We start from the raw sequence: 20,254 nt of genomic DNA, 5'->3' as shown, positions 1-20,254 counted from the left end.
GCAAACAGACAAGGTTACCACTACGTCAATAGTAATTCTACGTATAGTCCGTATCAGGAAAGCAACAGTGCCGCGCGCTGTTCTGCTTCGCGCCAGTCGAGCCCCTGCGCTTCCAGCCAGCCATCGTCGTAATAGGTCTGGGCATAGCGCAACCCGGAATCGCACAGGATGGTGACGATGGCCCCGGCCTCGCCCGCCGCGGCCATTTCCTCGGCCAGCTGCAGGCAGGCGTGGATGTTGGTGCCGGTAGATCCGCCGACGGGCCTGCCGATTCTCGCGGCAATCGCGCGCATCGCTCCGATAGAGGCAGCATCAGGCACAGCGATCATCCGGTCGATCACATCGGGCAGAAACGAAGGTTCCACGCGCGGGCGGCCTATGCCTTCGATCAGGCAGCACGCGCCCTGCGGCGGCGCGGTCACGCTGCGGTCGGCATGGTGGCGGTGGAACACCGAGCCTTCGGGATCGGCCACGCACAGGCGCGTCGGGTAACGGCCATAGCGGATGAAGCGCCCAAGCGTGGCCGACGTCCCCCCCGTCCCTGCTCCGCAAACGATCCACGTCGGCACCGGATGATCCTCACGCGCCATCTGCTGGAAGATCGATTGCGCGATGTTGTTGTTGCCGCGCCAGTCGGTCGCGCGCTCGGCATAAGTGAACTGGTCAAGGAACAGCCCGCCCGCTTCTGCCGCCAGCCGCTCTGCTGCCGCATACATCTCGGCCGCACTGTCGACCATGTGCACGTCGCCGCCATGAAAGCGGATCGCCTCGATCTTCGCAGGCGATGTGCTGCGCGGAATCACCGCGACGAACTTCAACCCGATCAGCTTGGCAAAGTAGGCTTCGGAAACGGCAGTCGATCCACTCGTCGCGTCGACCAGCAGCGTATCCGGCCCGATACGGTTGTTGCACAGGCCGTAGAGGATCAGCGAGCGCGCCAGCCGGTGCTTGAGGCTGCCGGTGGGATGGACGCTCTCGTCCTTGAGATAGAGCGTGATGCCGGGGAACTTCGGCAGTTCCACCCGGATCAGATGGGTGTCGGCAGAACGGTTGAAGTCCGCCTCGATGCGGCGCACGGCCTCGTCGCTCCACTTGCGCCGGTCGTCGGTCATCGCGTTCTCCATCCTCTACCCATTGGGATGATAGAAGTCGTACACGGTTTGCGCCACTGCCGCGCTCACCCCCGGCGCACGCTGCAGGTCCTCGAGGCTCGCCGCACGCACCTTGCCCGCCGTGCCGAAATGCAGGAGCAGCGCCCGCTTGCGCGCCGGGCCGATGCCGGGGATCTCGTCCAGCGGACTCGCGGTGATCGCACGGCTGCGCTTGGCGCGGTGCGCGCCGATGGCAAAGCGGTGCACCTCGTCGCGCATGTTCTGGAGGTGGAACAGCACCGGCGAATTGACCGGGAGCATCTTCTCGCGCCCGTCGGGGAAGTGAAACACCTCCCGCCCCTCGCGCCCGTGGTGCGGCCCCTTGGCGATGGCGATCAGCGCCACGTCCTCGATGCCGAGTTCGCCCAGCGCATCCTTCACCGCCGACATCTGCCCCTTGCCGCCGTCGATCAGCACGAGATCGGGCCACATCCCGCTCTCGCGATCCGGGTCATCCTCCTGCACCTTGCCGAAGCGCCGGGTCATCACTTCGCGCATCATGCCGAAATCGTCGTTGGTCTGCGCGGTCTTGATGTTCCATTTGCGATACTGCGCCTTCACGAAGCCATCCGGCCCCGCCACGATCATCGCGCCAAGCGCATTGGTGCCCTGGATATGGCTGTTGTCGTAAACCTCGATGCGCTGCGGCACTTCAGGCAATTCAAGGAATTCGGCCAGTTCGCGCATGACCTTGGCCTTGGTCCCGCTCTCGGCCATCCGCCGGTCGAGCGCTTCCACCGCATTGCGCTGCGCCTGCTCCATCAGCCTGCGCCGGTCGCCCCGCTGGGGCACCGAAATCTCCACTTTGCCGCCCGCGCCTTCGCACAGCGCTTCGGCCAGCAATGCGGCTTCGGGCAGTTCGCGATCCACCAGAATGAGCCGCGCCGGGGGCACTTCCTCATAGAACTGGGCGAGGAAGCTGGTCATCACCTCGGCCTCGTCCAGACCTTCGGTGTGGCTGGGAAAGAAGGCGCGGTGGCCCCAGTTCTGGCCACCACGGATGAAGAAGGCCTGCACCGCCACCTGCCCGCCCTTGACCGCCATGGCAAAGACATCGGCATTGCCGACGCCCTCGGCATTGATCGCCTGACTGCCTTGTATGAAAGTCGCGGCGCGCAGCCGGTCGCGCAGCATGGCGGCGCGTTCGAAGTCGAGTGCTTCGGCGGCCTCCTGCATCTGCGCCTCGATCTCGCGCTGCACCGCGCCCGATTTGCCGCCGAGGAAATCCTTCGCCTGCCGCACCAGCTCGCCATAGTCCTCCGGCGTGATCCGGTCGACGCAAGGGGCCGAGCAACGCCGGATCTGATAGAGCAGGCAGGGCCGGTCGCGCCGCGACATGAAGCCGTCGTTGCAGCTGCGCAGCAGGAACAGCTTCTGCAGCGCATTGATCGTGGTGTTGACGCTGCCCGCGCTGGCGAAGGGGCCATAGTAATTGCCCTTCGCCTTCCTCGCCCCGCGATGCTTCTGGATGCGTGGGTAAGCATGATCGCCACGCAACAGGATGAACGGGAACGATTTGTCGTCGCGCAGCAGCACGTTGTAGGGCGGGCGGAAGCGCTTGATCAGCTGCGCTTCCAGCAGCAGCGCCTCTGCTTCCGAGTTGGTCGTGACGATCGTCATGCTCCGCGTCTGGCTGACCATGCGGCGCAGGCGATTGGGCAGGCGTTCGACCTGCGTGTAGTTCGCCACCCGGTTCTTCAGCGCCCGCGCCTTGCCCACGTAGAGCACGTCACCCTTGGCATCCTGCATGCGATAGACGCCGGGCTTGGGCTTGAGCGTATTGACCGTATCGCGGATCACCGAGACGCCCAGTTCGATGTCCGGCTTGTCAGACCCGCGCACGGTCGTGGACGCGCGGTCCTCGTGGAAACGCTCGGTATCGCGATCAGGCGGAGGGGCGGGCTTTCGGGCCATGACTGCCTGAGCAAATAAGCGCTGCTGCGCGCTGCGCAATGGTTCCAAAGGGCTTTCCCCCAAGCAATCAGGCTCCAAAGCAATCAGGCCCCAATCAATCTGGCCTCAGCGCTATCAGGGTTTTCCCGCATGGTCCGTTTCGGTGGTTTTAGGCGAAACGCGCGACAATTCCTGAATGATCGGGAAACCATTCGGCAGGTCGGGAACGGGCACAAGTCCGGTCACTCCGGGACGGCGCGGCGAAGCACGCGTGCGCCTGCACCTGCCCGCCCGCCTGATCCTGCTGACCGGGACGCAGCACTGCATCCTCGAGGATCTGTCGGTGACAGGCGCTGCATTCATTCCGGAGGAAAGCCTGCCACCACCGGGCGCCTCCGCCATCCTGCAATGCGAGCATATCGAAGCCTTCGGCCAGATCCGCTGGTCCCGCTATGGCCAGTGCGGCATAATGTTCGAGGAGAAGCTCCCGCTCGCGCAAGTCGTCTCTCTTCGCCACTGTGCCGACAATTTCGAAGCGACCGAACGCGAACGCCTCAAGCAACGCGCACAGGCCTGGGTTCAGGGCAAGAGCCGGATCGTGTGAAGCTGCGTCAGAACTGCTTGCGGAACTCGATCTCGAACACCCGCCCGCGCGGGTCAAGATAGCCGGGCTGATAGCGCAAGGGCACTGCACCGCTCTCGTCCGTCACCCGCTGCTGCGCATTGAACAGGTTGTCGACCGACAGCGAGAGGCGCGATCCCTTGAGGAACGGCACCTTCTCCACCAGCTTCGCCTTGCGCCCCAAGTCGGCGAACAGGCGCAAATTGAATGTCGCGATGGGGTCGAACCGCAGCGTCGACGATCCCGGCAAGACGCTCGCATCGATCCGCGAGCCGCCGGTGTAGGTGCCATTCAGCCGCAGGCCGAAGCCGCGATAGAAGCCGCCGCCCTCCATCTCGAACCCATGCCGCGCGACCCCACTGCTGACCGCATCGCCATCGAGCAGGTTGAGGACAGCCCCACCCGGCGCAATCTGCACCGATTGCTGGAAGCGGATTGTGTGGAAGATCGACAGGTTCCAGCGCCCACGACCATCGGAATTGAACCCGCCCGGCCCGCCGCGACCGCCACCACCGCCCATGCGTGGACCACCGCCCGGCGGAGGACCGCCTGCGCCAACACGCGGACCACCCGGCCCACCGCCGCCACCGCGCATCCCGCCAAACGGCCCGCGCTGTGCATTGGGATCGGGCTTGCCGAAGTTGCCCGAGAGGTTGAGCCCATAGCGCAGGCGCGAGCCCTTCTCCTCGGCAAAGGTCACCGCACTCTGGTCCACCGAAACGATCCGCCCCGATGCATCGCGCACCACGCGCCCCGGAAACGCCGCTTCCACCTCGGGCGTCAGCAGCGGAAAATCGTTGGTCGTATTGGTCGATCGGTTGCGGAAGTATTCGGCGACGAACGTCGAATCCTTGAGGAACGGCAGCGTCCAGTTCAGCCCGAACTTCCAGTCGCGCTGGCGCTCTTTCACAAGGTTCGGATTGCCGCCCGAGATCACCCGCGCCAGCACCGTCTCCCCGCGCGAAAAGTCATAGATCGATACGTTCTCGGTCACGATCGATGGGCCGCCCAGCTCGGTCAGCGTAGGCGCCTTGTCCGCCGCCACATAGCTCGCCTGCAGCGTCAGCTTCTCGGTCGGGCTATAGGTCAGCCCGCCGCCCCAATTGTACAATGTGCCGAAATCCGAAAGCCGGTGCACTTCGGCATTGGCGTTGAGCGAGATGTCGCCAACCCCTGCGCCGAATCCTTCCTTGCGGCTGGTGATCGGCACATCGAGGCTGAACCCCGCTTGCGCATCCCCGCGCTTGAGGTTGATCTGCCCCGTTGTGGTGCGCGTATCGCTGCTCTCGATGCCCGAATAATCGAACCCGGCCTTCACCGTCAGCGAAGCCTCGCCGCCCGGCAGCCGCAACGGACGCCCGCTCAGCGTGGCGAGGCTGGTCAGCGAATCGGTCTTCGAAAGCGCCCGGTCGGCAGCGACATAGCCGTTGTTGTCGATGTCGGATTTGGTCTCGACATGGCCGCCATCGGCCGTGAGCGCGAGGTACCAGTCGCCCAGCGGCTTGTTCAACGCAGCGCCTGCCTGCAGCGTCGTGGTCCGCGTGCGCCGGGTCAGGGCCTGCAATGCACCCGTGTCATCCAGAACGACCGTGTTCAGACCATTGAGCGAGCGCGAATCATCGCGCTGCGCCAGCATGTTGACGCTCAGTCCCGCTCCGCCGCCAAGCGCCCGCGCCAGCGTGGCGTTGAGCTGTGCCGACTTCGAATCCGCGATCAGCGTGCGATAGTCCGCTGCAGCCGCTCTGCTGCCCGCCGGCTGCACGATCCCGCGCTCCGCCTCGGTCAGCGGGCTTGCATCCTCCAGCTTGCCGGTCACGTTGATACGGTTGCCGCCCGTAATCTTGGTGAGGTTAAGCTCCTGCTCCCACTCGGTGAACCCACCACCGCTGGGAAGGCGCAACTCGCTGTCCGAGCCATAGGCGCTGAAATTGTCCTTGAGGATGAAGTTCACCACCCGCTGGTCGGGCCGGTAGCCATATTTGAGCGCAACTTCCTCGGGCAACACCTCGACACGGCGGATCGCCTCGGGCGGGAGCCCGCGCATCTCGCGAAACCCTGAAATACGCATCCCGTTGAGCAGCACCACCGGCATCCCGCCGCCCCGCCCGCGCCCCGACGATGTCTGCGGGGAGAGCGCCGCAAGAAGGTCCTGCAACGATCCCGCGCCATACGAGGCGATCGCCTCTTCATCGAGCACGGCAATCGGCGGCTGCGCCGTATCGACCTGCCCCTTGATCCGCGTCGCCACGACGAGGATCTGGTCAGGCTCGGAGGCGATCTCGTTGCCTTCGATGTCCTGCAGGGCATCGTCGGTCCCGTCGGTCACGTCCTGCGCCAGCGCCGGGTTCACCGCCACAAGGCAAAAGGCCAATACCGCCAGCGAAGTCGCTGCTGCAGGTTTCACGATCACGTTCCTTCAGAAATTGCTTTGCACCGGGCACGGCACCGGCTGGTTCAATGCCACTGGTGGCCAAATGGCTCCGCACGGACAACGCGCATTTCGTATCACTTTGTCGCACTGCAACATCGCGATGCCTACATGAACGAAAGGTGGCCCGAGGGTCAGGGCCTTGCCGCGTCCCCCTTTCCTTTTTGCGCGGGCAAGGCTATGGGCCGCCCAATTCCTGTGCGTGTGGATCACATCCGGTGATCTGCGCGTTACCGAACCATACCCTATACAAAGGCATCCGAGCCCGCCGATGGCGAAAGAAGAACTCCTAGAAATGCGCGGCCAGGTGGTGGAACTCCTGCCCAACGCGATGTTCCGCGTCCGCCTCGAAAACGACCATGAAATCCTCGGCCACACCGCCGGCAAGATGCGCAAGAACCGCATCCGCGTACTGGTGGGCGACGAAGTGCTGGTCGAACTCACCCCTTATGACCTGACCAAGGGCCGCATCACCTACCGCTTCATGCCCGGTCGCGGCGGTCCCGGCGGCTTCTGATGGCGGGCGAGGTTTCGCCCGCTTCCCCTTCTCCGGAACTCATACTGGCGTCGGCAAGCCCGCGTCGGCTTGAACTGCTCGGACGCCTTGGTCTCAAGCCAGACCGCGTCGTCGCCACCGCCATCGACGAATCCCCGCTCAAGGGTGAGCGTCCCCGCGCCCACGCGGTACGCCTCGCCGCCGAAAAAGCGCGCGCGGCAGCGGCTCTGGCACCAGCTTGCGTCATCCTTGCCGGAGATACCGTCGTCGGCGCAGGCGCGCGCATCCTGCCCAAGGCAGAGGACGAGGCCACCGCCCGCAAGTGCCTCGCGCTCCTCTCCGGGCGCCGCCACCGCGTGTTCTCCGCCATCGCGGTCATCACCCCGGACGGAACCCTGCGCGAAGCGCTGTCCGAAACGATCGTGCGCTTCAAGCGTCTCTCGGGCGAGGAAATCGAATCCTACATCGCTGGCGGCGAATGGCACGGCAAGGCCGGCGGCTATGCCATCCAGGGCAGCGCCGAGGGCTTTTGCGACTGGCTTTCGGGCAGCCACTCCGGCGTCGTCGGCCTCCCCCTGTTCGAAACCCGCCGCCTGCTGCGCGCAGCTGGCCTGAAGGTCGGCTGATCCATGTCCGCACAATGGCTCTATGAAGACGGCATCGCCGAGGAACGCGCGATCCTTGTCTCGGGTGGCACGATCCTGTCCGCCCGCGTCGAATGGGGCGAGGCGCTGCGCCCCGGCCTTGTGGCGCAGGTCCGCCTTGCAAAGCGCCACCACGGCAGCCGCCGCGGTGTGGTCCGTTTCGACAACGGCATCGAAGCCATGGTCGACCAGCTCCCGCGCGAGGCGACCGAAGGCGTGACGCTCACCGTCCGCGTGATCCGCGCCGCGATTGCCGAGCGTGGCCGTACCAAGCTCCCCGTCGCCCGCCCCGCGCCCGGCGAAGCGCCCCGACCCGCCCCCACCTTGCGCAAGGAAATCGAGGCCACTGGCGCCGCCTTGCGCGCGCTGCCCGTCACCAACGCCGAATTCGCCCGCCACGGCTGGGACGAACTGGTCGAACAGGCGCAGATCGGCGAGATCGCCTTTCCCGGCGGCTCGATCATCGTCAGCCCTACGCCTGCAATGACCCTGATAGACATCGACGGCGCCCTGCCCCCGCTCAAGCTCGCGCTCGCAGCCGTACCGGTCATCGCCGATGCGCTGCACCGCTTCGACATCGGCGGCTCGATCGGCATCGATTTTCCCACTCTGGCCGACAAGCAGGACCGCCAGCAGATCGACAAGGCGCTCGGCAATGCGCTGATCGACTGGACGGGTGAACGCACCGCGATGAACGGCTTCGGCTTCGTCCACCTCGTCGCGCGGCTCGAACGCCCCTCGCTCGTCGCGCGCCACGCCCGCCATCCCGCCGCTGCCGCCGCGCGCGTGCTGCTGCGCCAGGCCGAGCGCGTGGCCGAACCCGGCGCCCTTCTGCTCACCGCCAACCCGCGTGTGCTCGATGCGCTCCAGCCAGACTGGGAAGCCGAACTTGCCCGTCGCACGGGGCGCGTCGTGCGCCGCAAGGCTGACCCTGCGCTTGCCCTTTCCGGCGGTTTTGCCCAAGGCGTGCCGCTATGAATACGCCGACCCCCAAGCGCTGCCCGATCTGCGGCAAACCCCGCAGCGAAGCGCACACCCCCTTCTGCTCCACCCGCTGCAAGGACCGCGATCTGGTCCAGTGGCTGCAGGGCGGCTACGCCCTCCCCGGCCGTCCGCTGGAAGAAGATCCGGAAGACTGAAATCCCATCACCGGCCAGATACCTGCTCCCCCGCGCAGGCGGGGGCCACGGGCCTGTTACGCAACCGAAGATACGCCAGAAACCCCGCCCTCCCGCAGGCGGGAGGGCGGCGAGACTTACCGAACGCAGTGAGGTTAGTCGCAGCGGGGTGGGCTTCCGACCAGTCGCGTCGGCGGCAGGCCCATGCCCCAAAATTTTCACGCGATGGGGCTTGCCAACCTCGCCCCGCTTCGCCATAGGCGCGCTTCCCATCGCCTGCTGGTCCATTCAGGAACGCGGCAAAGGACGATGCCCGGGTAGCTCAGTTGGTAGAGCAGCGGATTGAAAATCCGCGTGTCGGCGGTTCGAATCCGTCCCCGGGCACCACATTCAACCCAAATCTCCCACACCGCCATGACCGCTTGAACGCGCGTGCGTTCTGGTTGACACTCCGCCTTATGCCCTCTCAAACGAGCGGGCGGGGAGAGGGGCATGCGGGTCTGTGTCGTCGGTGCGACGGGTACCATCGGGCGTGCAGCCGTCGCGGCCCTCGCCTCGCGGGGGCACGAGGTAACATGCCTTGTCCGGCGTGCCGATGCCGATCTCCAGCACAGAGCGGCGATGATCGTCGCAAACCTGCAGGACCCGTCCAAACTTGAAGAAGTCTTTGCCGGGGTGCGCTTTGACGCGGTCGTCTCCTGCCTCGCCTCGCGCACCGGGGTGCCGACCGATGCCTGGGCCGTCGATCATCGCGCCAACCTGAACGTGCTCAAAACCGCGCAAGGCGCCGGTGTCCAGCACTTCGTCCTGCTCTCGGCCATCTGCGTGCAGAAGCCGCTGCTGGCCTTCCAGCATGCCAAGCTGGCCTTCGAAGCCGCGCTTGTCGGCTCGGGCCTGCGCTGGTCCATCGTCCGCCCCACCGCCTTCTTCAAATCTCTCTCGGGCCAGATCGACCGTGTAAAAGCAGGCCGCCCCTTCCTGATCTTCGGAAATGGCGAACTGACCGCGTGCAAGCCGATCAGCGACGGCGATCTGGCAGCCTACATCGCCGATTGCCTGACGCATGAGGACCGCTGGAACCGCATTCTCCCCATAGGCGGCCCCGGCGATGCCATCACCCCGCGCCAGCAGGGCGAGGCGCTGTTCGCCATGCTCGGCAAGCCACCGCGCTTCCGCTCGGTCCCGCTGGCCTTGCTCGACGGGATCGCAGGCGCGCTCGGCCTGTTCGGGCGAGTCATCCCTGGCCTTGCCATCAAGGCCGAACTCGCCCGCATCGGCCGCTATTACGCCAGCGAATCGATGCTCGTGCTCGATACCGAGACGGGCCGATACGATGCCGCCGCCACGCCCTCGACCGGCAGCGAAACCCTGTTCGACCACTACCGTGCCGTGCTCGAAGGCCGCACTGTGGTCGATCGCGGGGATCACGCGGTGTTCTGAGCTTTCTGCTGGAAACGATCAAGATTGATTGCTATTGATCGTTTTCAAGCATTCATCGGGAGAGCGCGCTTGTCTACAGGCGCTACCAACAAAGGCGCAACGATCGTCATCGATCTCGGCAAGACGCTGAGCAAAGTCAGCCTGTGGGACGCAGGCGGGGCCATGCTCGACCGTCAGGTGCGCCCCAACGTACCTCTCGAAATCGGTGGCATCCGCCGCCTCGATGCGCCCGCCACCGGCAGGTGGCTGCTGGAAACGCTGGCCTCCTATGCCCGCCAGCCCGTCGATACGATCGTGCCCGTCGGCCATGGTGCAGGCGTTGTGGCACTCGTGGATGGCACGCTCGCCTTCCCCCCGCTCGATTACGAACAGCCCATCCCGCCAGAGGTGATGGCCGCATACCGCGCGCAACGCGATCCCTTCGCGCTGACCGGGTCCCCCGCCTTGCCCGACGGCCTCAACTTCGGCAGCCAGCTGTGGTGGATGGAGCAGTTCGCGCCCGAAGCCATGGCTCGCGCCACGCTGCTCCCCTGGGCGCAATACTGGGCGTGGTTCCTCACCGGCAACGCGGTCAGCGAAGTGACCAGCCTTGGCTGCCATTCCGATCTGTGGTCCCCACAAGAAGCGGACTTCTCGCCCATGGCCAAGCGCCTTGGCTGGGCGCAGCGCTTTGCCCCGCTGGTGCGCGCAGGCGATACGGTTGGCACGCTCCTGCCCGGAATCGCTGCACAGACCGGCCTCTCTCCCGAAGTCCGCGTCCTCGCCGGCCTGCACGATTCCAACGCCGCCCTGCTGGCCGCACGCGGTTTTGCCGAGATCGCGGACAACGAGGCGACCGTGCTGTCCACCGGCACCTGGTTCATCGGCATGCGGCTACCTGCAACGCCCGTGCAAACGGCAGACCTCCCCGAGGCGCGCGACTGCCTCGTCAATGTCGATGTCCACGGCCGCCCCGTCCCCTCCGCCCGCTTCATGGGCGGGCGCGAGATCGAGACGCTGATCGAGATCGACACCCGCCGCGTCGACATCAAGCCCGACCAGCCCGCCCTGCTTGCCGCCGTGCCCGAAGTGCTGCGAAGTGCCCGCATGGTGCTGCCAACGCTGATGCGTGGCTTCGGCCCATACCCGCAGGGCCGCTTCGACTGGATCAACCGGCCAGAGGACTGGTACCAACGCCGCGCCGCCGCCTGCCTCTACGCCGCGCTCGTTGCCGATACCGCGCTGGACCTCATCGGCTCTTCCGAGCGCCTGCTCGTCGAAGGCCGCTTTGCCGAGGCGGAAGTCTTCGTCCGCGCCCTTGCCGCCCTGCGCCCCGACACCGCCGTCTACACCGCCAACGCGCACAACGACGTCTCGTTCGGCGCCCTGCGGCTGATCGACCCGACGCTCACGCCGCGCGGCGAACTCGTCCGGGTCCAGCCACTAGACGGCGATCTCGACACCTACCGCAACCGCTGGCACGCCGAGATCGACGCCTCGCACAAGAGAACCGCCGCATGATTGCCGCCTCGATCCCCGATTTCCGCGAACTCGCCCGCCGCCGCCTGCCGCACTTCCTGTTCGAATACATCGACGGCGGCTCCTACAGCGAGACGACGCTCCGGCGGAACGTCGAGGACTTGCGCGACATCGCCCTGCGCCAGCGCGTGCTGCGCGACGTTTCGGGCCTCGACCTGTCGACCGAACTGTTCGGCCAGAAGCTCCGCCTCCCCGTCGCGCTTGCCCCCATCGGCCTTGCCGGCATGAACGCCCGTCGCGGTGAATGTCAGGCCGTGCGCGCAGCAGAGACGGCGGGTGTGCCCTTCACCCTCTCCACCGTCTCGGCCTGCTCGCTCTCCGAAGTCGCCAGGGCGGCAACCAAACCTTTCTGGTTCCAGCTCTACATGACCCGGGACCGCGGCTTCATGCGCGAACTGCTGCGCGAAGCGGTCGAACTGAACTGCTCCACCCTCGTCTTCACTGTTGACATGCCCACCCCCGGCAGCCGTTACCGCGATTACCACTCGGGCCTTGCCGGAGCCTCGGGCATGAAAGGCGCGCTCCGCCGCTCGTTGCAGGGCGCGATGAAGCCCGCGTGGGCGTGGGATGTCGGCGTGATGGGCCGCCCGCATGGCCTCGGCAACGTGATCCGCAAGCTTGAAGGCAAGACCGGCATCGAGGACTTCTTCGCGTGGATGCGCGAGAACTTCGACAGCTCGATCTCGTGGAAGGACCTCGATTTCATCCGCTCGGAATGGAACGGCCCACTGGTCATCAAGGGCCTGCTCGATGCCGAGGACGCAGTCGAAGCCGCCAACCTCGGCGCGGACGGGATCGTCGTTTCCAACCACGGCGGGCGCCAGCTTGACGGCGTCCCCTCCACCGCCCGCGCCCTGCCCGCCATTGCCGATGCCGTGGGAGACCGGCTGACCGTGCTCGCCGATGGCGGCGTGCGCTCGGGTCTCGACGTGGTGCGCCTGCTGGCACTGGGAGCCAAAGGCGTGCTGCTTGGCCGCGCATGGGTATTCGCCCTCGCCGCCAATGGACAGCAGGGCGTCGAACACATGCTCGGCCTGATCGAGGCCGAAATGCGCGTCGCCATGACGCTGACGGGCGTGAAGAACATCAGCGAGATCGACCGCTCGATCCTCGTGAACCGATAAGAACAACAAGGGACAGGAACCGATGGGCGCGAACCCGCTGCTGGGCGTACTCTTTCACTGGATCGGAGGTTTCTCCTCGGCCAGCTTCTATGTGCCGTACAAGCGCATCAAGCTGTGGTCGTGGGAAGTGTTCTGGCTGGCGGGCGGCCTGTTCTCGTGGTTGATCGCGCCTTGGCTCTTCGCCTCGATCCAGACGAAAGACCTGCTCGGCGTCCTCTCCGCCACCCCGCGCGATACGCTGCTGTGGTGCTGGTTCTGGGGCGCAATGTGGGGCTTTGGCGGGCTGACCTTCGGCCTGACCATGCGCTACCTCGGCCTGTCGCTTGGCATGGCAGTGGCGCTCGGCCTCACCACCGTGATCGGCACGATGGGCCCGCCGATCTTCGATGGCACCCTCGGCCAGATCGCCGCCACGACTAGCGGCAAGCTCACCCTGCTCGGCATCCTAATCACGCTGGCGGGTATCGTGGTCGTCGCCCGCGCGGGCAATGCCAAGGAAGCGGACCTCGGCGGCGCGGCATCCGAAGGCGTTGCCGAGTTCAACTTGCGCAAAGGCCTACTGATCGCGACCTTCTCGGGCGTGATGTCGGGCTGCTTTGCCTGGGGCCTTGCCGCAGGCCAGCCGATCCGCGACCTCACGCTCGCCGCCGGCACCGACCCGCTGAGCCAAGGCCTGCCTGTCCTGTGCGTCGTCCTCGCAGGCGGCCTCACCACCAACGCGCTGTGGTGCGCCTACCTCATCGCGAAGAACAAGAGCTTCGGCCAGTTCTTCGGCGCTGCCTCCGTCGAAGCCCAACCCGGCGAGCGCCCCAACCTCCTCGCCAACTGGCTCCTCGCCGCTTTGGGCGGCACGCTATGGTACGGCCAGTTCTTCTTCTACACCATGGGCGAGAGCCAGATGGGCAAGTACGGCTTCTCCTCTTGGACGCTGCACATGGCCTCGATCATCCTGTTCTCCACGCTCTGGGGTTTCGCACTCAAGGAATGGAAGGGCGCATCCCCGCGCACCCGCACGCTGGTCTGGACCGGGATCGGCCTGCTCGTCGGCTCGACCATCGTGATCGGCCTTGGCAACATGCTGCAGGCGAGTGCATAAGCGCGGGCGGAAGGGACCCCAGCACCAATGCACGCGGAAGAACGGGAACGGCGGATATTCGAGGCGCTGCGGCCGACCGGCTTTGTCAGCTATCGCGAGCTGGAAGCCCTGCTCGATGCCTCGCCCGCCACGATCCGGCGCGATCTGACGCGGCTTGAGGAAAGCCGCCAGATCGTCCGCGTCCACGGCGGGGCCAAGCTGCCCGACGGCGATGAGGATACGGGGCCGCGCCTGCTCGGCACCCCTTTCGAACAGAACATTACCCGCAACCTTGCCGCCAAGAAGGCCATCGGCAAGGCTGCCGCTGCGCTGTGCTCGCCCGGTGAAGGCGTGATGATCGATGGCGGCACCACCACCCTGCAGATGTGCGCGCATCTCGATGGCCTGGGCCTGCAAGTCCTGACCAACTCGCTGCACATCGTCACCGCGCTGCTACCACAGCCGACCACGCGCATCCTCGTGCCATCAGGTGCGGTATTCCGCGAACAGAACATCATCCTTGCCGCCGCGGGCGAGGAATCGATGCCGCGCTTCCACGCCCCGCGCCTGTTCATGGGTGCCGCCGCCGTCGGCCCGCAAGGCGCGATGCAGGCAGACGTCGTCCTCGTCGCCGCCGAACGCCGCCTGATCGACCGCGCCGAAGAAGTGATCCTGCTTGTCGATAGCAGCAAGTTCGAAACGCAGTCGGGCACCATCGTCTGCGGCCTCGACGAGATCGACACGATCATCACCGACAGCAGCATTTCGCCGCAAGCCGCACAGATGATCAGCGACGCACAAGTCAGGCTGATCGTCGCCTGATATTCGAAAAACCCCGCGCCTCTGCTTAATGTGGTTAGGATGTGCAGCGGATACATGGTAGTCCGTAGTTGTTCACCGGCTTTCTTGCCGAGGTGCAACCGGAAATGGCTCTCGCCCTGCGGGTCACCGGCTTTCCGAAAGAATTTTTTACGCCCATCCCCCCCAAAGACGCGAGCAGCCTGGGCATGGCGCTCGTCATGTCATCGGCTACGCCACTGGTGCTGCTCAGCGATACGCTCATCGTGCAGGCTGCAAGCGGTTCATTCTGCCGCGCTTTCTCCCTCGATTGCAACAAAGTCGTCGGCCGCGAGCTTTTCGAGCTGGGCAATGGCGAATGGAACGTCCCCCAGTTGCGCTCCTTGCTCAATGCGACCGCCGCGGGGCATGCGGCGATTGAAGCTTACGAGATGGCCTTCACGCGCGCGGGGATGACACCGCAGACACTGGTGTTGAACGCTCATGTTCTCGATCATCCGGACAGCGAACCCCTGCGCCTGGTACTCGCGATCACTGACGTCACCGAAACCCGCGCCTCCGAACGACGGGTCCGCCATGCCGAGCTGGAGAAGGAAGCCCTGCTCCGCGAAAAGGAAGTCCTGTTGCAGGAACTCCACCACCGCGTGGCCAACAGCCTGCAGATCATCGCCAGCGTATTGATGCAGCGCGTGCGCAGCGTCCAGTCCGAAGAAACGCGCGAGCATTTGCGCGATGCCCACCACCGCGTGATGTCCATCGCCACCCTGCAGCGCCAGCTCGCCGCCACCGCCACCGGCGATGTCTACCTCAAGCCCTACTTGTCGGACCTGTGCGCCAGCATCGGCGCCTCGATGATCGCCGATCCGGCAGAACTGACGCTCGAAGTCGTGGTCGACGACAGCTTCACCTCGGCAGACCGCTCGGTCAGCATTGGCCTGATCGTGACCGAACTCGTGATCAACGCGCTCAAGCACGCCTTTCCGGGCGGGCCGAAGAAGGGCAAGATCACGGTGGGCTTCGCGGCCAACCCGCAGGGCTGGCTGCTGTTCGTCGGCGATAATGGCGTAGGCTTGCCCGGCAACTTCGCCCAGGCCAAGCCGGGCCTCGGCACCGGCATCGTCAACGCGCTGGCCACCCAGCTGTCATCGACGGTAACAATCGCGAACGCCAATCCCGGCACGCTGGTCTCGGTCACGCACGTCGATGCCGAACCTGTAGCAGACCTCAAACCGGTCTAGGGTCAGGGCGGTGTAAGCATGTTGGAGGCGAAGGCGTGGAGAGTGGACATCTTCTCCGCCACCCCCATCGCCCCGTGCTCGACACGGGGTTTGGCTCCCCTCCGACCCAACGCTGAAGAAGAAAAGCCAAGTCCCGGATCAAGTCCGGGACGACGGGTTTTTGGCGCTGGCTGCTGTGGGGTGGGGAACAGCCATTGCTTCCATAACCGCACCATTACCGTCACCCCGGGCTTGACCCGGGGTCCCGCTTTCTGTCTCGTCACGCCATGGACAGGGAAAGGCTCGGTGGTTGGGTCTACATCATGGCCGACCGTTACCGAGGCGCGATGTACGTTGGCGTGACTTCGCACCTTGCTGCGCGCATCCATCAGCACCGCGAGGACCGGGGCTCGGACTTCTGTGCCCGTTATGGCTTGAAGCGGCTGGTCTGGGCAGAGCGCGGCGACCGGATCGAGGACTGCATAGCGCACGAGAAGCGCGTGAAGCGCTGGCGCAGAGGGTTCAAGTTCGACCTGATCGAGCGCGGCAATCCAGACTGGCTGGATCTTTACACGTGATCCTTGGATAGCTTGCGCGAAGAGAAAGCGGGACCCCGGGTCAAGCCCGGGGTGACGGCAGGGGTGCGAGAGAAATGGCGCCAACGTCCGCAATGGCGTCGTATCCTGAAAGTCCGATTTCAGCGCGAAAAGGCGGAAAACCCACGCTCCCGCCAAGACGGAACCTGCCCATCCGCTCTAACGCAAGTACCGCTTCACCAGCGCCTGCGCCGCGGCATCGACATCGGCCCACGCCTGTTCGAAATCCTCCTCGTCGCCATAATAGGGATCGATCACCGCCGTGCCCTTGCGGCCCGGCACAAGGTCCATCAGCAAGCGCACTTCGGCGATGTGGCGCGAAGGTTCGATGCGGCGCAGGTCCTTGAGGTTCTGCTGGTCGAGCGCGAAGACGTGGCCGAACTTGTGGAAGTCCTCCGCAGTCACCTGCCGCGCGCGATAGCTCGAAATGTCGAGGCCATGGCGCATCGCGGTTTCCTGTGCGCGCGGATCGGGCGGGCGGCCGACGTGCCAGTCACCGGTTCCGGCGGAATCTATCGTCATCGCCACGCCAGCCTCCACCGCACGACGGCGCAACGCCGCCTCGGCGAGAGGCGAGCGACAGATATTTCCAAGGCAGACGAACAAAATCGACGGTTGGCTCACGGGATCACGATACTCCGCTGGCTGGGTCTCCCCAGGCCAATCAGAAACGGATCCTCTCCCTGCCGCGCAGTGAACATGTTACGTGACGCGATGTCCAGCCATTTCAGCTTGACCAGCACCTGCCCGATAGCCCCGCCCAGCGTCTCCCCCGGCCCGAGCAGCACCACGCGGTCGGGCGCAAACTCGCGGATGCCCACAGTCATCGCGGCGGTGAAGTCGTAAGGCTGCAGAATCTGGTGGCCGAAGGTGTAATCCCACAGCTCTTGGGCATTGCTCTCGAACCGCCGCCACACCTTCCCCTGCCCGTCGATCAACGGCACCTGCGGCTGCCCGAACCAGTCCACCGGAAACTGCGCGCGCGCCGCATCGCTGCTTGGCCACATCAGCGGCGTATGGAACGGCCCATGCCCTACCAGCCGCATCGGCGGGCGCGAAAGCGGCGGCAGGTCTTTCTCGAACGCATCGAGCGCAGCCACTGATCCTGCCACCACCAGCATCCCGCCCAGCCGGATCGAAGGCAGCACCCCATGCCGCGCCATCGCCGCCTCGACAGCCGCCAACAGCGCCGGGTCGACCGTCCAGTCCTCCCCCGCCAGCCCCAGCACTGCCTGCCCGCCCGGCTCATGGCGCTGCGAATTGACGCCCATCCCGTCGGCAATGGCAAAACCATGCTCACCCGAAACCGCCCCGGCGCAGGCCAGCGCCGTATACCAGCCCATCGAATTCCCGGTCACCGCCACCACCTCGAACCGCTCGCGGTCGAGGCTGAGGAAATCCAGATAAGCGCAGGCATGGATCAACGGCGCGGCGTTGTCCCCCTTGAGCAGCGCCGGACTGAACTTGGCCGCCCCATCCAACGCCGAAAGCGTCGCCTTCCCCGCCTCCGCCAGCATCGCATCAAACCGCGCCAGCCACTCGGCCCCACCATGATGCCGCGCCAGATACCCCAGCTCTGGCGCATTATAAGTGCCGCGCCCCGGACAGACGACAAGGACGGTTTCCTTAGCCACGCACCATCTCCAGCACCTTGGCCACGATCCCGTCCCGGCTTGGCAGCGTATGCGTCGCCGCACGCGCCAGCGGAATGAAGCTGTCCGTCGCCGCCATCCGTGCAATCGCCTTGTCCGGCGCCCGCTCGGCCAGAAGCGCCATCAGCGCCTCGTTCTGCCCCCCGGTAATGCGGCATTCGTCAACGACAAGTACCCGCGAACAGGGCGCAACAGCCTCGATCACCGCATCGTCGTTCACCGGCCCCAGCCAGCGCAAATCGATCACCCGCACGTTGACGCCCTGCTCGGCCAGCAACTTCTGCGCCTGCAGCGAAAGGTAGAACCCGTTGCCGTAAGTCACCACGGCAAGGTCCGTCCCCTCACCCGCCACCCCGATCTCGCCAAAAGCAATCTCGCCCTCACCCGGCGGCTGATAGACGCTGGCCCACAGCCCATCGCCCGGCTCATGCAGGTCCCGCGTCATGTAGAGCGCAATCGGTTCCACGAAAACGACGACGCGCCCTTCCTCATGCGCCAGCCGCACGCATTCGCGCAGCATCGCCACCGCATTGCGCCCATTGGACGGCACCGCCAGCACCACGCCCGGAATGTCGCGGAAAACCGCCAGCGAGTTGTCGTTGTGAAAGTGCCCGCCAAAGCCCTTCTGATAGGGCAGCCCGGCAATGCGCACGACCATCGGGTTGGTGTACTGCCCGTTCGAGAAGAACGACAGCGTCGCCGCCTCGCCCCGGATCTGATCCTCGGCATTGTGGACATAGGCGAGGAACTGGATTTCCGGCAGCGGCAGCAGCCCGTTGTGCGCCGCCCCGATCGCCAGCCCCAGAATCGCCTGCTCATCGAGCAAGGTATTGATCACCCGCGCTGAGCCGAACCGCGCATGCAGCTTCTGCGTCGCCGCATAGACCCCGCCCTTGGGCCCCACATCCTCGCCACACACGATGGCGTTCGAGTACTGCAGCAGCAGGTCGGCCATGGCCCAGCTGATCAGCTTGGCCATATGCTGCGGCTTGTCCATCGCCGCCGCATCATCGGCAAACATCGCGGCGCGATCTGCCCCCCAAGCCTCATCCCAAATCACGTCACCCCGGCGAAGGCCGGGGCCCATTCCCTCTCCGGCCTGACCAACCGCCGCAATGGATCCCGGCCTCCGCCGGGATGACGGAGAGAGGGGGAGCAGGGCAGAGGCGTCGCGCTTCTGCGGCACGATGCTCGCCATCACCGCTGCCGCATCGGGCAACTTGGGCCGCGCGATCGCCAGCTCCACCTGCCGCTCCAGCGCCGCCTCGATCTCGTCATAGACCGCGCGCACTTCGGCTGCCGACATCACACCTTCCTCGATCAGCAGCGCCGCGCTCGCAAGCAACGGATCGCGCTCTTCCTCCGCCCGCACTTCCTCCTTGGTGCGATAGGAAAGCTGCACGTCGTTCCCGGCATGGCCATAGAGCCGCACCGTCTTCATGTGCAGGAACACCGGCTTCCTCTGCCGCCGCGCGATCACTTCCGCCTCGCGCGCCGCCCGCATCGTATCGACAAGATCCGACCCGTCGCAGGCGATATAATGCAGCCCCGCACGGCCCGAGAAGTTCGCCTCGATCCACCCCGGCGGCGTGCGCGTGGAAATGCCGATGCCATTGTCCTCGCACAGGAAGATGATCGGCATCGGCGTGCCCTGAAACGCTGCCCAGCACGCCGTGTTGATCGCCCCCAGCGCGGTCGAGTGGTTGGCGCTCGCATCGCCGAAGCTGCACAGCACCACGCCGTCCTTCGCCAGCACGGTGCCTTCGAAGCCCATCTTGCGCGCAATGCCGATCGAGAACGCGGTCCCCACCGCCTTGGGCAAGTGGCTGGCAATGGTCGATGTCTGCGGCGGAATGAACAGCCGCTTCGATCCCAGCACCTTGTGCCGCCCGCCTGAAATCGGGTCCTCCATGCTCGCGGTAAAGCTCAGCAGCATGTCCCACGCCGGATTCTCGCCCGGCACGCGGTGCGCGCGGTGGATCTGGAACGCGGCGTCGCGGTAGTGGAGGAACGCCATGTCATCCACGCGCAGCACTTCGGCCAGCACCGCGTTGCCCTCGTGGCCTGAAGACCCGATGGTATAGAACCCCTCGCCCCGCGCCTGCAGCTTGCGGCTCATCCGGTCGAGCTGCCGCGACAATGCCTGCGACCGAAACAACGCCGCCGCCCGCTCCGGCGCCAGCCCCACATCCTTCAAACCGAGGTTCGAACGCCTGCGCGCGGTGCCGTTCTCCAGCGCATCAAGGAACTGCCGGTGGACCTGCTCGGCGGCATCAAGCGACATTGCGGATGGTTTCCCTCGTAACGAATGTCCGTCTTAGCCGCAGCTTGGGCAGGATGGGAACCCCGTGTTTGGATGGTTCACGCAGAGACGCAGAGAAGAAAGGGAGACGCAGAGATGAAGCGCCAGCGGCGAAGCCGCTCTCAAATCCGCCCGGGCGCAAAACGCAACTTCAAAAGGGCAAAGCGGCTTCACCGCAAT

18 protein-coding genes and 1 tRNA gene are annotated in these 20,254 nt (G+C 65.6%); 13 read left to right on the top strand and 6 right to left on the bottom strand.

Features of this window, described 5'->3' with window-relative positions:
- Positions 1-53 precede the first annotated feature (53 nt).
- Together ACZ1JW_RS11290 and uvrC are read right to left on the bottom strand one after the other, a co-directional pair.
- Positions 54-1,112 (bottom strand): PLP-dependent cysteine synthase family protein, encoded by a 1,059-nt coding sequence (locus ACZ1JW_RS11290; protein WP_465140623.1) that lies wholly within the window; start codon positions 1,110-1,112, stop codon positions 54-56.
- A 15-nt stretch (positions 1,113-1,127) separates the two neighbouring features.
- On the bottom strand, positions 1,128-3,065 hold the full coding sequence (gene uvrC / locus ACZ1JW_RS11285) for an excinuclease ABC subunit UvrC (protein ID WP_465140622.1): 1,938 nt from the start codon (positions 3,063-3,065) through the stop codon (positions 1,128-1,130).
- Between the two features lie 175 nt (positions 3,066-3,240).
- Between uvrC and ACZ1JW_RS11280 the strand changes: the two genes are divergently transcribed.
- Positions 3,241-3,648: a PilZ domain-containing protein gene (locus ACZ1JW_RS11280; protein WP_465140621.1), complete on the top strand. Its 408-nt coding sequence runs from the start codon at positions 3,241-3,243 to the stop codon at positions 3,646-3,648.
- A 7-nt stretch (positions 3,649-3,655) separates the two neighbouring features.
- On the opposite strand, the gene ACZ1JW_RS11275 is transcribed toward ACZ1JW_RS11280, so the two are convergent.
- Positions 3,656-6,070 carry a TonB-dependent receptor gene (locus ACZ1JW_RS11275; protein ID WP_465140620.1) on the bottom strand — a complete coding sequence of 805 codons (2,415 nt, stop codon included), beginning with the start codon at positions 6,068-6,070 and terminating at the stop codon, positions 3,656-3,658.
- 295 nt (positions 6,071-6,365) lie between these two features.
- Between ACZ1JW_RS11275 and infA the strand changes: the two genes are divergently transcribed.
- From infA to ACZ1JW_RS11215, 12 genes are all read left to right on the top strand, one after another.
- Positions 6,366-6,611 (top strand): translation initiation factor IF-1, encoded by a 246-nt coding sequence (gene infA / locus ACZ1JW_RS11270; protein ID WP_039338683.1) that lies wholly within the window; start codon positions 6,366-6,368, stop codon positions 6,609-6,611.
- Complete coding sequence (locus tag ACZ1JW_RS11265; protein WP_465123466.1) at positions 6,611-7,216, top strand: Maf family protein; 606 nt, start codon at positions 6,611-6,613, stop codon at positions 7,214-7,216. Before infA ends, ACZ1JW_RS11265 begins: the two co-directional genes overlap by 1 nt.
- 3 nt (positions 7,217-7,219) lie before the next feature.
- On the top strand, positions 7,220-8,212 hold the full coding sequence (locus ACZ1JW_RS11260) for a ribonuclease E/G (protein WP_465140619.1): 993 nt from the start codon (positions 7,220-7,222) through the stop codon (positions 8,210-8,212).
- On the top strand, positions 8,209-8,373 hold the full coding sequence (gene yacG, locus ACZ1JW_RS11255; protein ID WP_465123468.1) for a DNA gyrase inhibitor YacG: 165 nt from the start codon (positions 8,209-8,211) through the stop codon (positions 8,371-8,373). Before ACZ1JW_RS11260 ends, yacG begins: the two co-directional genes overlap by 4 nt.
- A gap of 290 nt (positions 8,374-8,663) precedes the next feature.
- Positions 8,664-8,739: transfer RNA gene (locus tag ACZ1JW_RS11250), tRNA-Phe, on the top strand.
- 105 nt (positions 8,740-8,844) lie between these two features.
- Positions 8,845-9,792 carry an NAD(P)H-binding protein gene (locus tag ACZ1JW_RS11245; protein WP_465140618.1) on the top strand — a complete coding sequence of 316 codons (948 nt, stop codon included), beginning with the start codon at positions 8,845-8,847 and terminating at the stop codon, positions 9,790-9,792.
- Between the two features lie 69 nt (positions 9,793-9,861).
- Entirely contained in the window at positions 9,862-11,292 is a 1,431-nt protein-coding gene (locus ACZ1JW_RS11240) for an FGGY-family carbohydrate kinase (protein ID WP_465140617.1), read from the top strand.
- Positions 11,289-12,434: an FMN-dependent L-lactate dehydrogenase LldD gene (gene lldD, locus ACZ1JW_RS11235; protein WP_465140616.1), complete on the top strand. Its 1,146-nt coding sequence runs from the start codon at positions 11,289-11,291 to the stop codon at positions 12,432-12,434. The genes ACZ1JW_RS11240 and lldD overlap by 4 nt, the downstream gene beginning before the upstream one ends.
- A gap of 22 nt (positions 12,435-12,456) precedes the next feature.
- Positions 12,457-13,530, top strand: a complete 1,074-nt coding sequence (gene rhaT / locus ACZ1JW_RS11230; RefSeq protein WP_465123472.1) for an L-rhamnose/proton symporter RhaT — start codon at positions 12,457-12,459, stop codon at positions 13,528-13,530.
- 27 nt (positions 13,531-13,557) lie between these two features.
- Positions 13,558-14,331, top strand: coding sequence for a DeoR/GlpR family DNA-binding transcription regulator (locus ACZ1JW_RS11225; protein ID WP_465140615.1), 774 nt, complete (start codon positions 13,558-13,560; stop codon positions 14,329-14,331).
- 185 nt (positions 14,332-14,516) lie between these two features.
- Positions 14,517-15,545 carry a sensor histidine kinase gene (locus tag ACZ1JW_RS11220; protein ID WP_465140614.1) on the top strand — a complete coding sequence of 343 codons (1,029 nt, stop codon included), beginning with the start codon at positions 14,517-14,519 and terminating at the stop codon, positions 15,543-15,545.
- A 266-nt stretch (positions 15,546-15,811) separates the two neighbouring features.
- Positions 15,812-16,102: a GIY-YIG nuclease family protein gene (locus ACZ1JW_RS11215; protein ID WP_465140613.1), complete on the top strand. Its 291-nt coding sequence runs from the start codon at positions 15,812-15,814 to the stop codon at positions 16,100-16,102.
- A 177-nt stretch (positions 16,103-16,279) separates the two neighbouring features.
- Here the strand turns inward: ACZ1JW_RS11215 and ACZ1JW_RS11210 are convergent, their stop codons facing one another.
- From ACZ1JW_RS11210 to ACZ1JW_RS11200, 3 genes are read right to left on the bottom strand one after another with little or no spacing between them, the layout of a single operon-like run.
- A complete protein-coding gene (locus ACZ1JW_RS11210) occupies positions 16,280-16,744 on the bottom strand; it encodes a low molecular weight protein-tyrosine-phosphatase (RefSeq protein WP_465123477.1) in 465 nt (154 codons plus the stop codon).
- Positions 16,741-17,754, bottom strand: a complete 1,014-nt coding sequence (locus ACZ1JW_RS11205; RefSeq protein ID WP_465140612.1) for an ACP S-malonyltransferase — start codon at positions 17,752-17,754, stop codon at positions 16,741-16,743. Before ACZ1JW_RS11205 ends, ACZ1JW_RS11210 begins: the two co-directional genes overlap by 4 nt.
- Entirely contained in the window at positions 17,747-20,056 is a 2,310-nt protein-coding gene (locus ACZ1JW_RS11200; protein WP_465140611.1) for a dehydrogenase E1 component subunit alpha/beta, read from the bottom strand. The genes ACZ1JW_RS11205 and ACZ1JW_RS11200 overlap by 8 nt, the downstream gene beginning before the upstream one ends.
- Positions 20,057-20,254: the final 198 nt, after the last annotated feature.

The organism is Novosphingobium sp. BL-A-28-Hi1-0D, assembly GCF_055521755.1.
The sequence above is the reverse complement of the archived record's forward strand: the minus strand, read 5'-3'. Positions and strand labels throughout refer to the sequence as shown.

Bases quoted from the DNA above. Each gene is read 5' to 3' on its own strand.
- ACZ1JW_RS11290 (WP_465140623.1), bottom strand. From the start codon at position 1,112: ATGACCGACGACCGGCGCAAGTGGAGCGACGAGGCCGTGCGCCGCATC.
- uvrC (WP_465140622.1), bottom strand. From the start codon at position 3,065: ATGGCCCGAAAGCCCGCCCCTCCGCCTGATCGCGATACCGAGCGTTTC.
- ACZ1JW_RS11280 (WP_465140621.1), top strand. From the start codon at position 3,241: ATGATCGGGAAACCATTCGGCAGGTCGGGAACGGGCACAAGTCCGGTC.
- infA (WP_039338683.1), top strand. From the start codon at position 6,366: ATGGCGAAAGAAGAACTCCTAGAAATGCGCGGCCAGGTGGTGGAACTC.
- ACZ1JW_RS11265 (WP_465123466.1), top strand. From the start codon at position 6,611: ATGGCGGGCGAGGTTTCGCCCGCTTCCCCTTCTCCGGAACTCATACTG.
- ACZ1JW_RS11260 (WP_465140619.1), top strand. From the start codon at position 7,220: ATGTCCGCACAATGGCTCTATGAAGACGGCATCGCCGAGGAACGCGCG.
- yacG (WP_465123468.1), top strand. From the start codon at position 8,209: ATGAATACGCCGACCCCCAAGCGCTGCCCGATCTGCGGCAAACCCCGC.
- ACZ1JW_RS11245 (WP_465140618.1), top strand. From the start codon at position 8,845: ATGCGGGTCTGTGTCGTCGGTGCGACGGGTACCATCGGGCGTGCAGCC.
- lldD (WP_465140616.1), top strand. From the start codon at position 11,289: ATGATTGCCGCCTCGATCCCCGATTTCCGCGAACTCGCCCGCCGCCGC.
- rhaT (WP_465123472.1), top strand. From the start codon at position 12,457: ATGGGCGCGAACCCGCTGCTGGGCGTACTCTTTCACTGGATCGGAGGT.
- ACZ1JW_RS11225 (WP_465140615.1), top strand. From the start codon at position 13,558: ATGCACGCGGAAGAACGGGAACGGCGGATATTCGAGGCGCTGCGGCCG.
- ACZ1JW_RS11220 (WP_465140614.1), top strand. From the start codon at position 14,517: ATGGCGCTCGTCATGTCATCGGCTACGCCACTGGTGCTGCTCAGCGAT.
- ACZ1JW_RS11215 (WP_465140613.1), top strand. From the start codon at position 15,812: ATGGACAGGGAAAGGCTCGGTGGTTGGGTCTACATCATGGCCGACCGT.
- ACZ1JW_RS11200 (WP_465140611.1), bottom strand. From the start codon at position 20,056: ATGTCGCTTGATGCCGCCGAGCAGGTCCACCGGCAGTTCCTTGATGCG.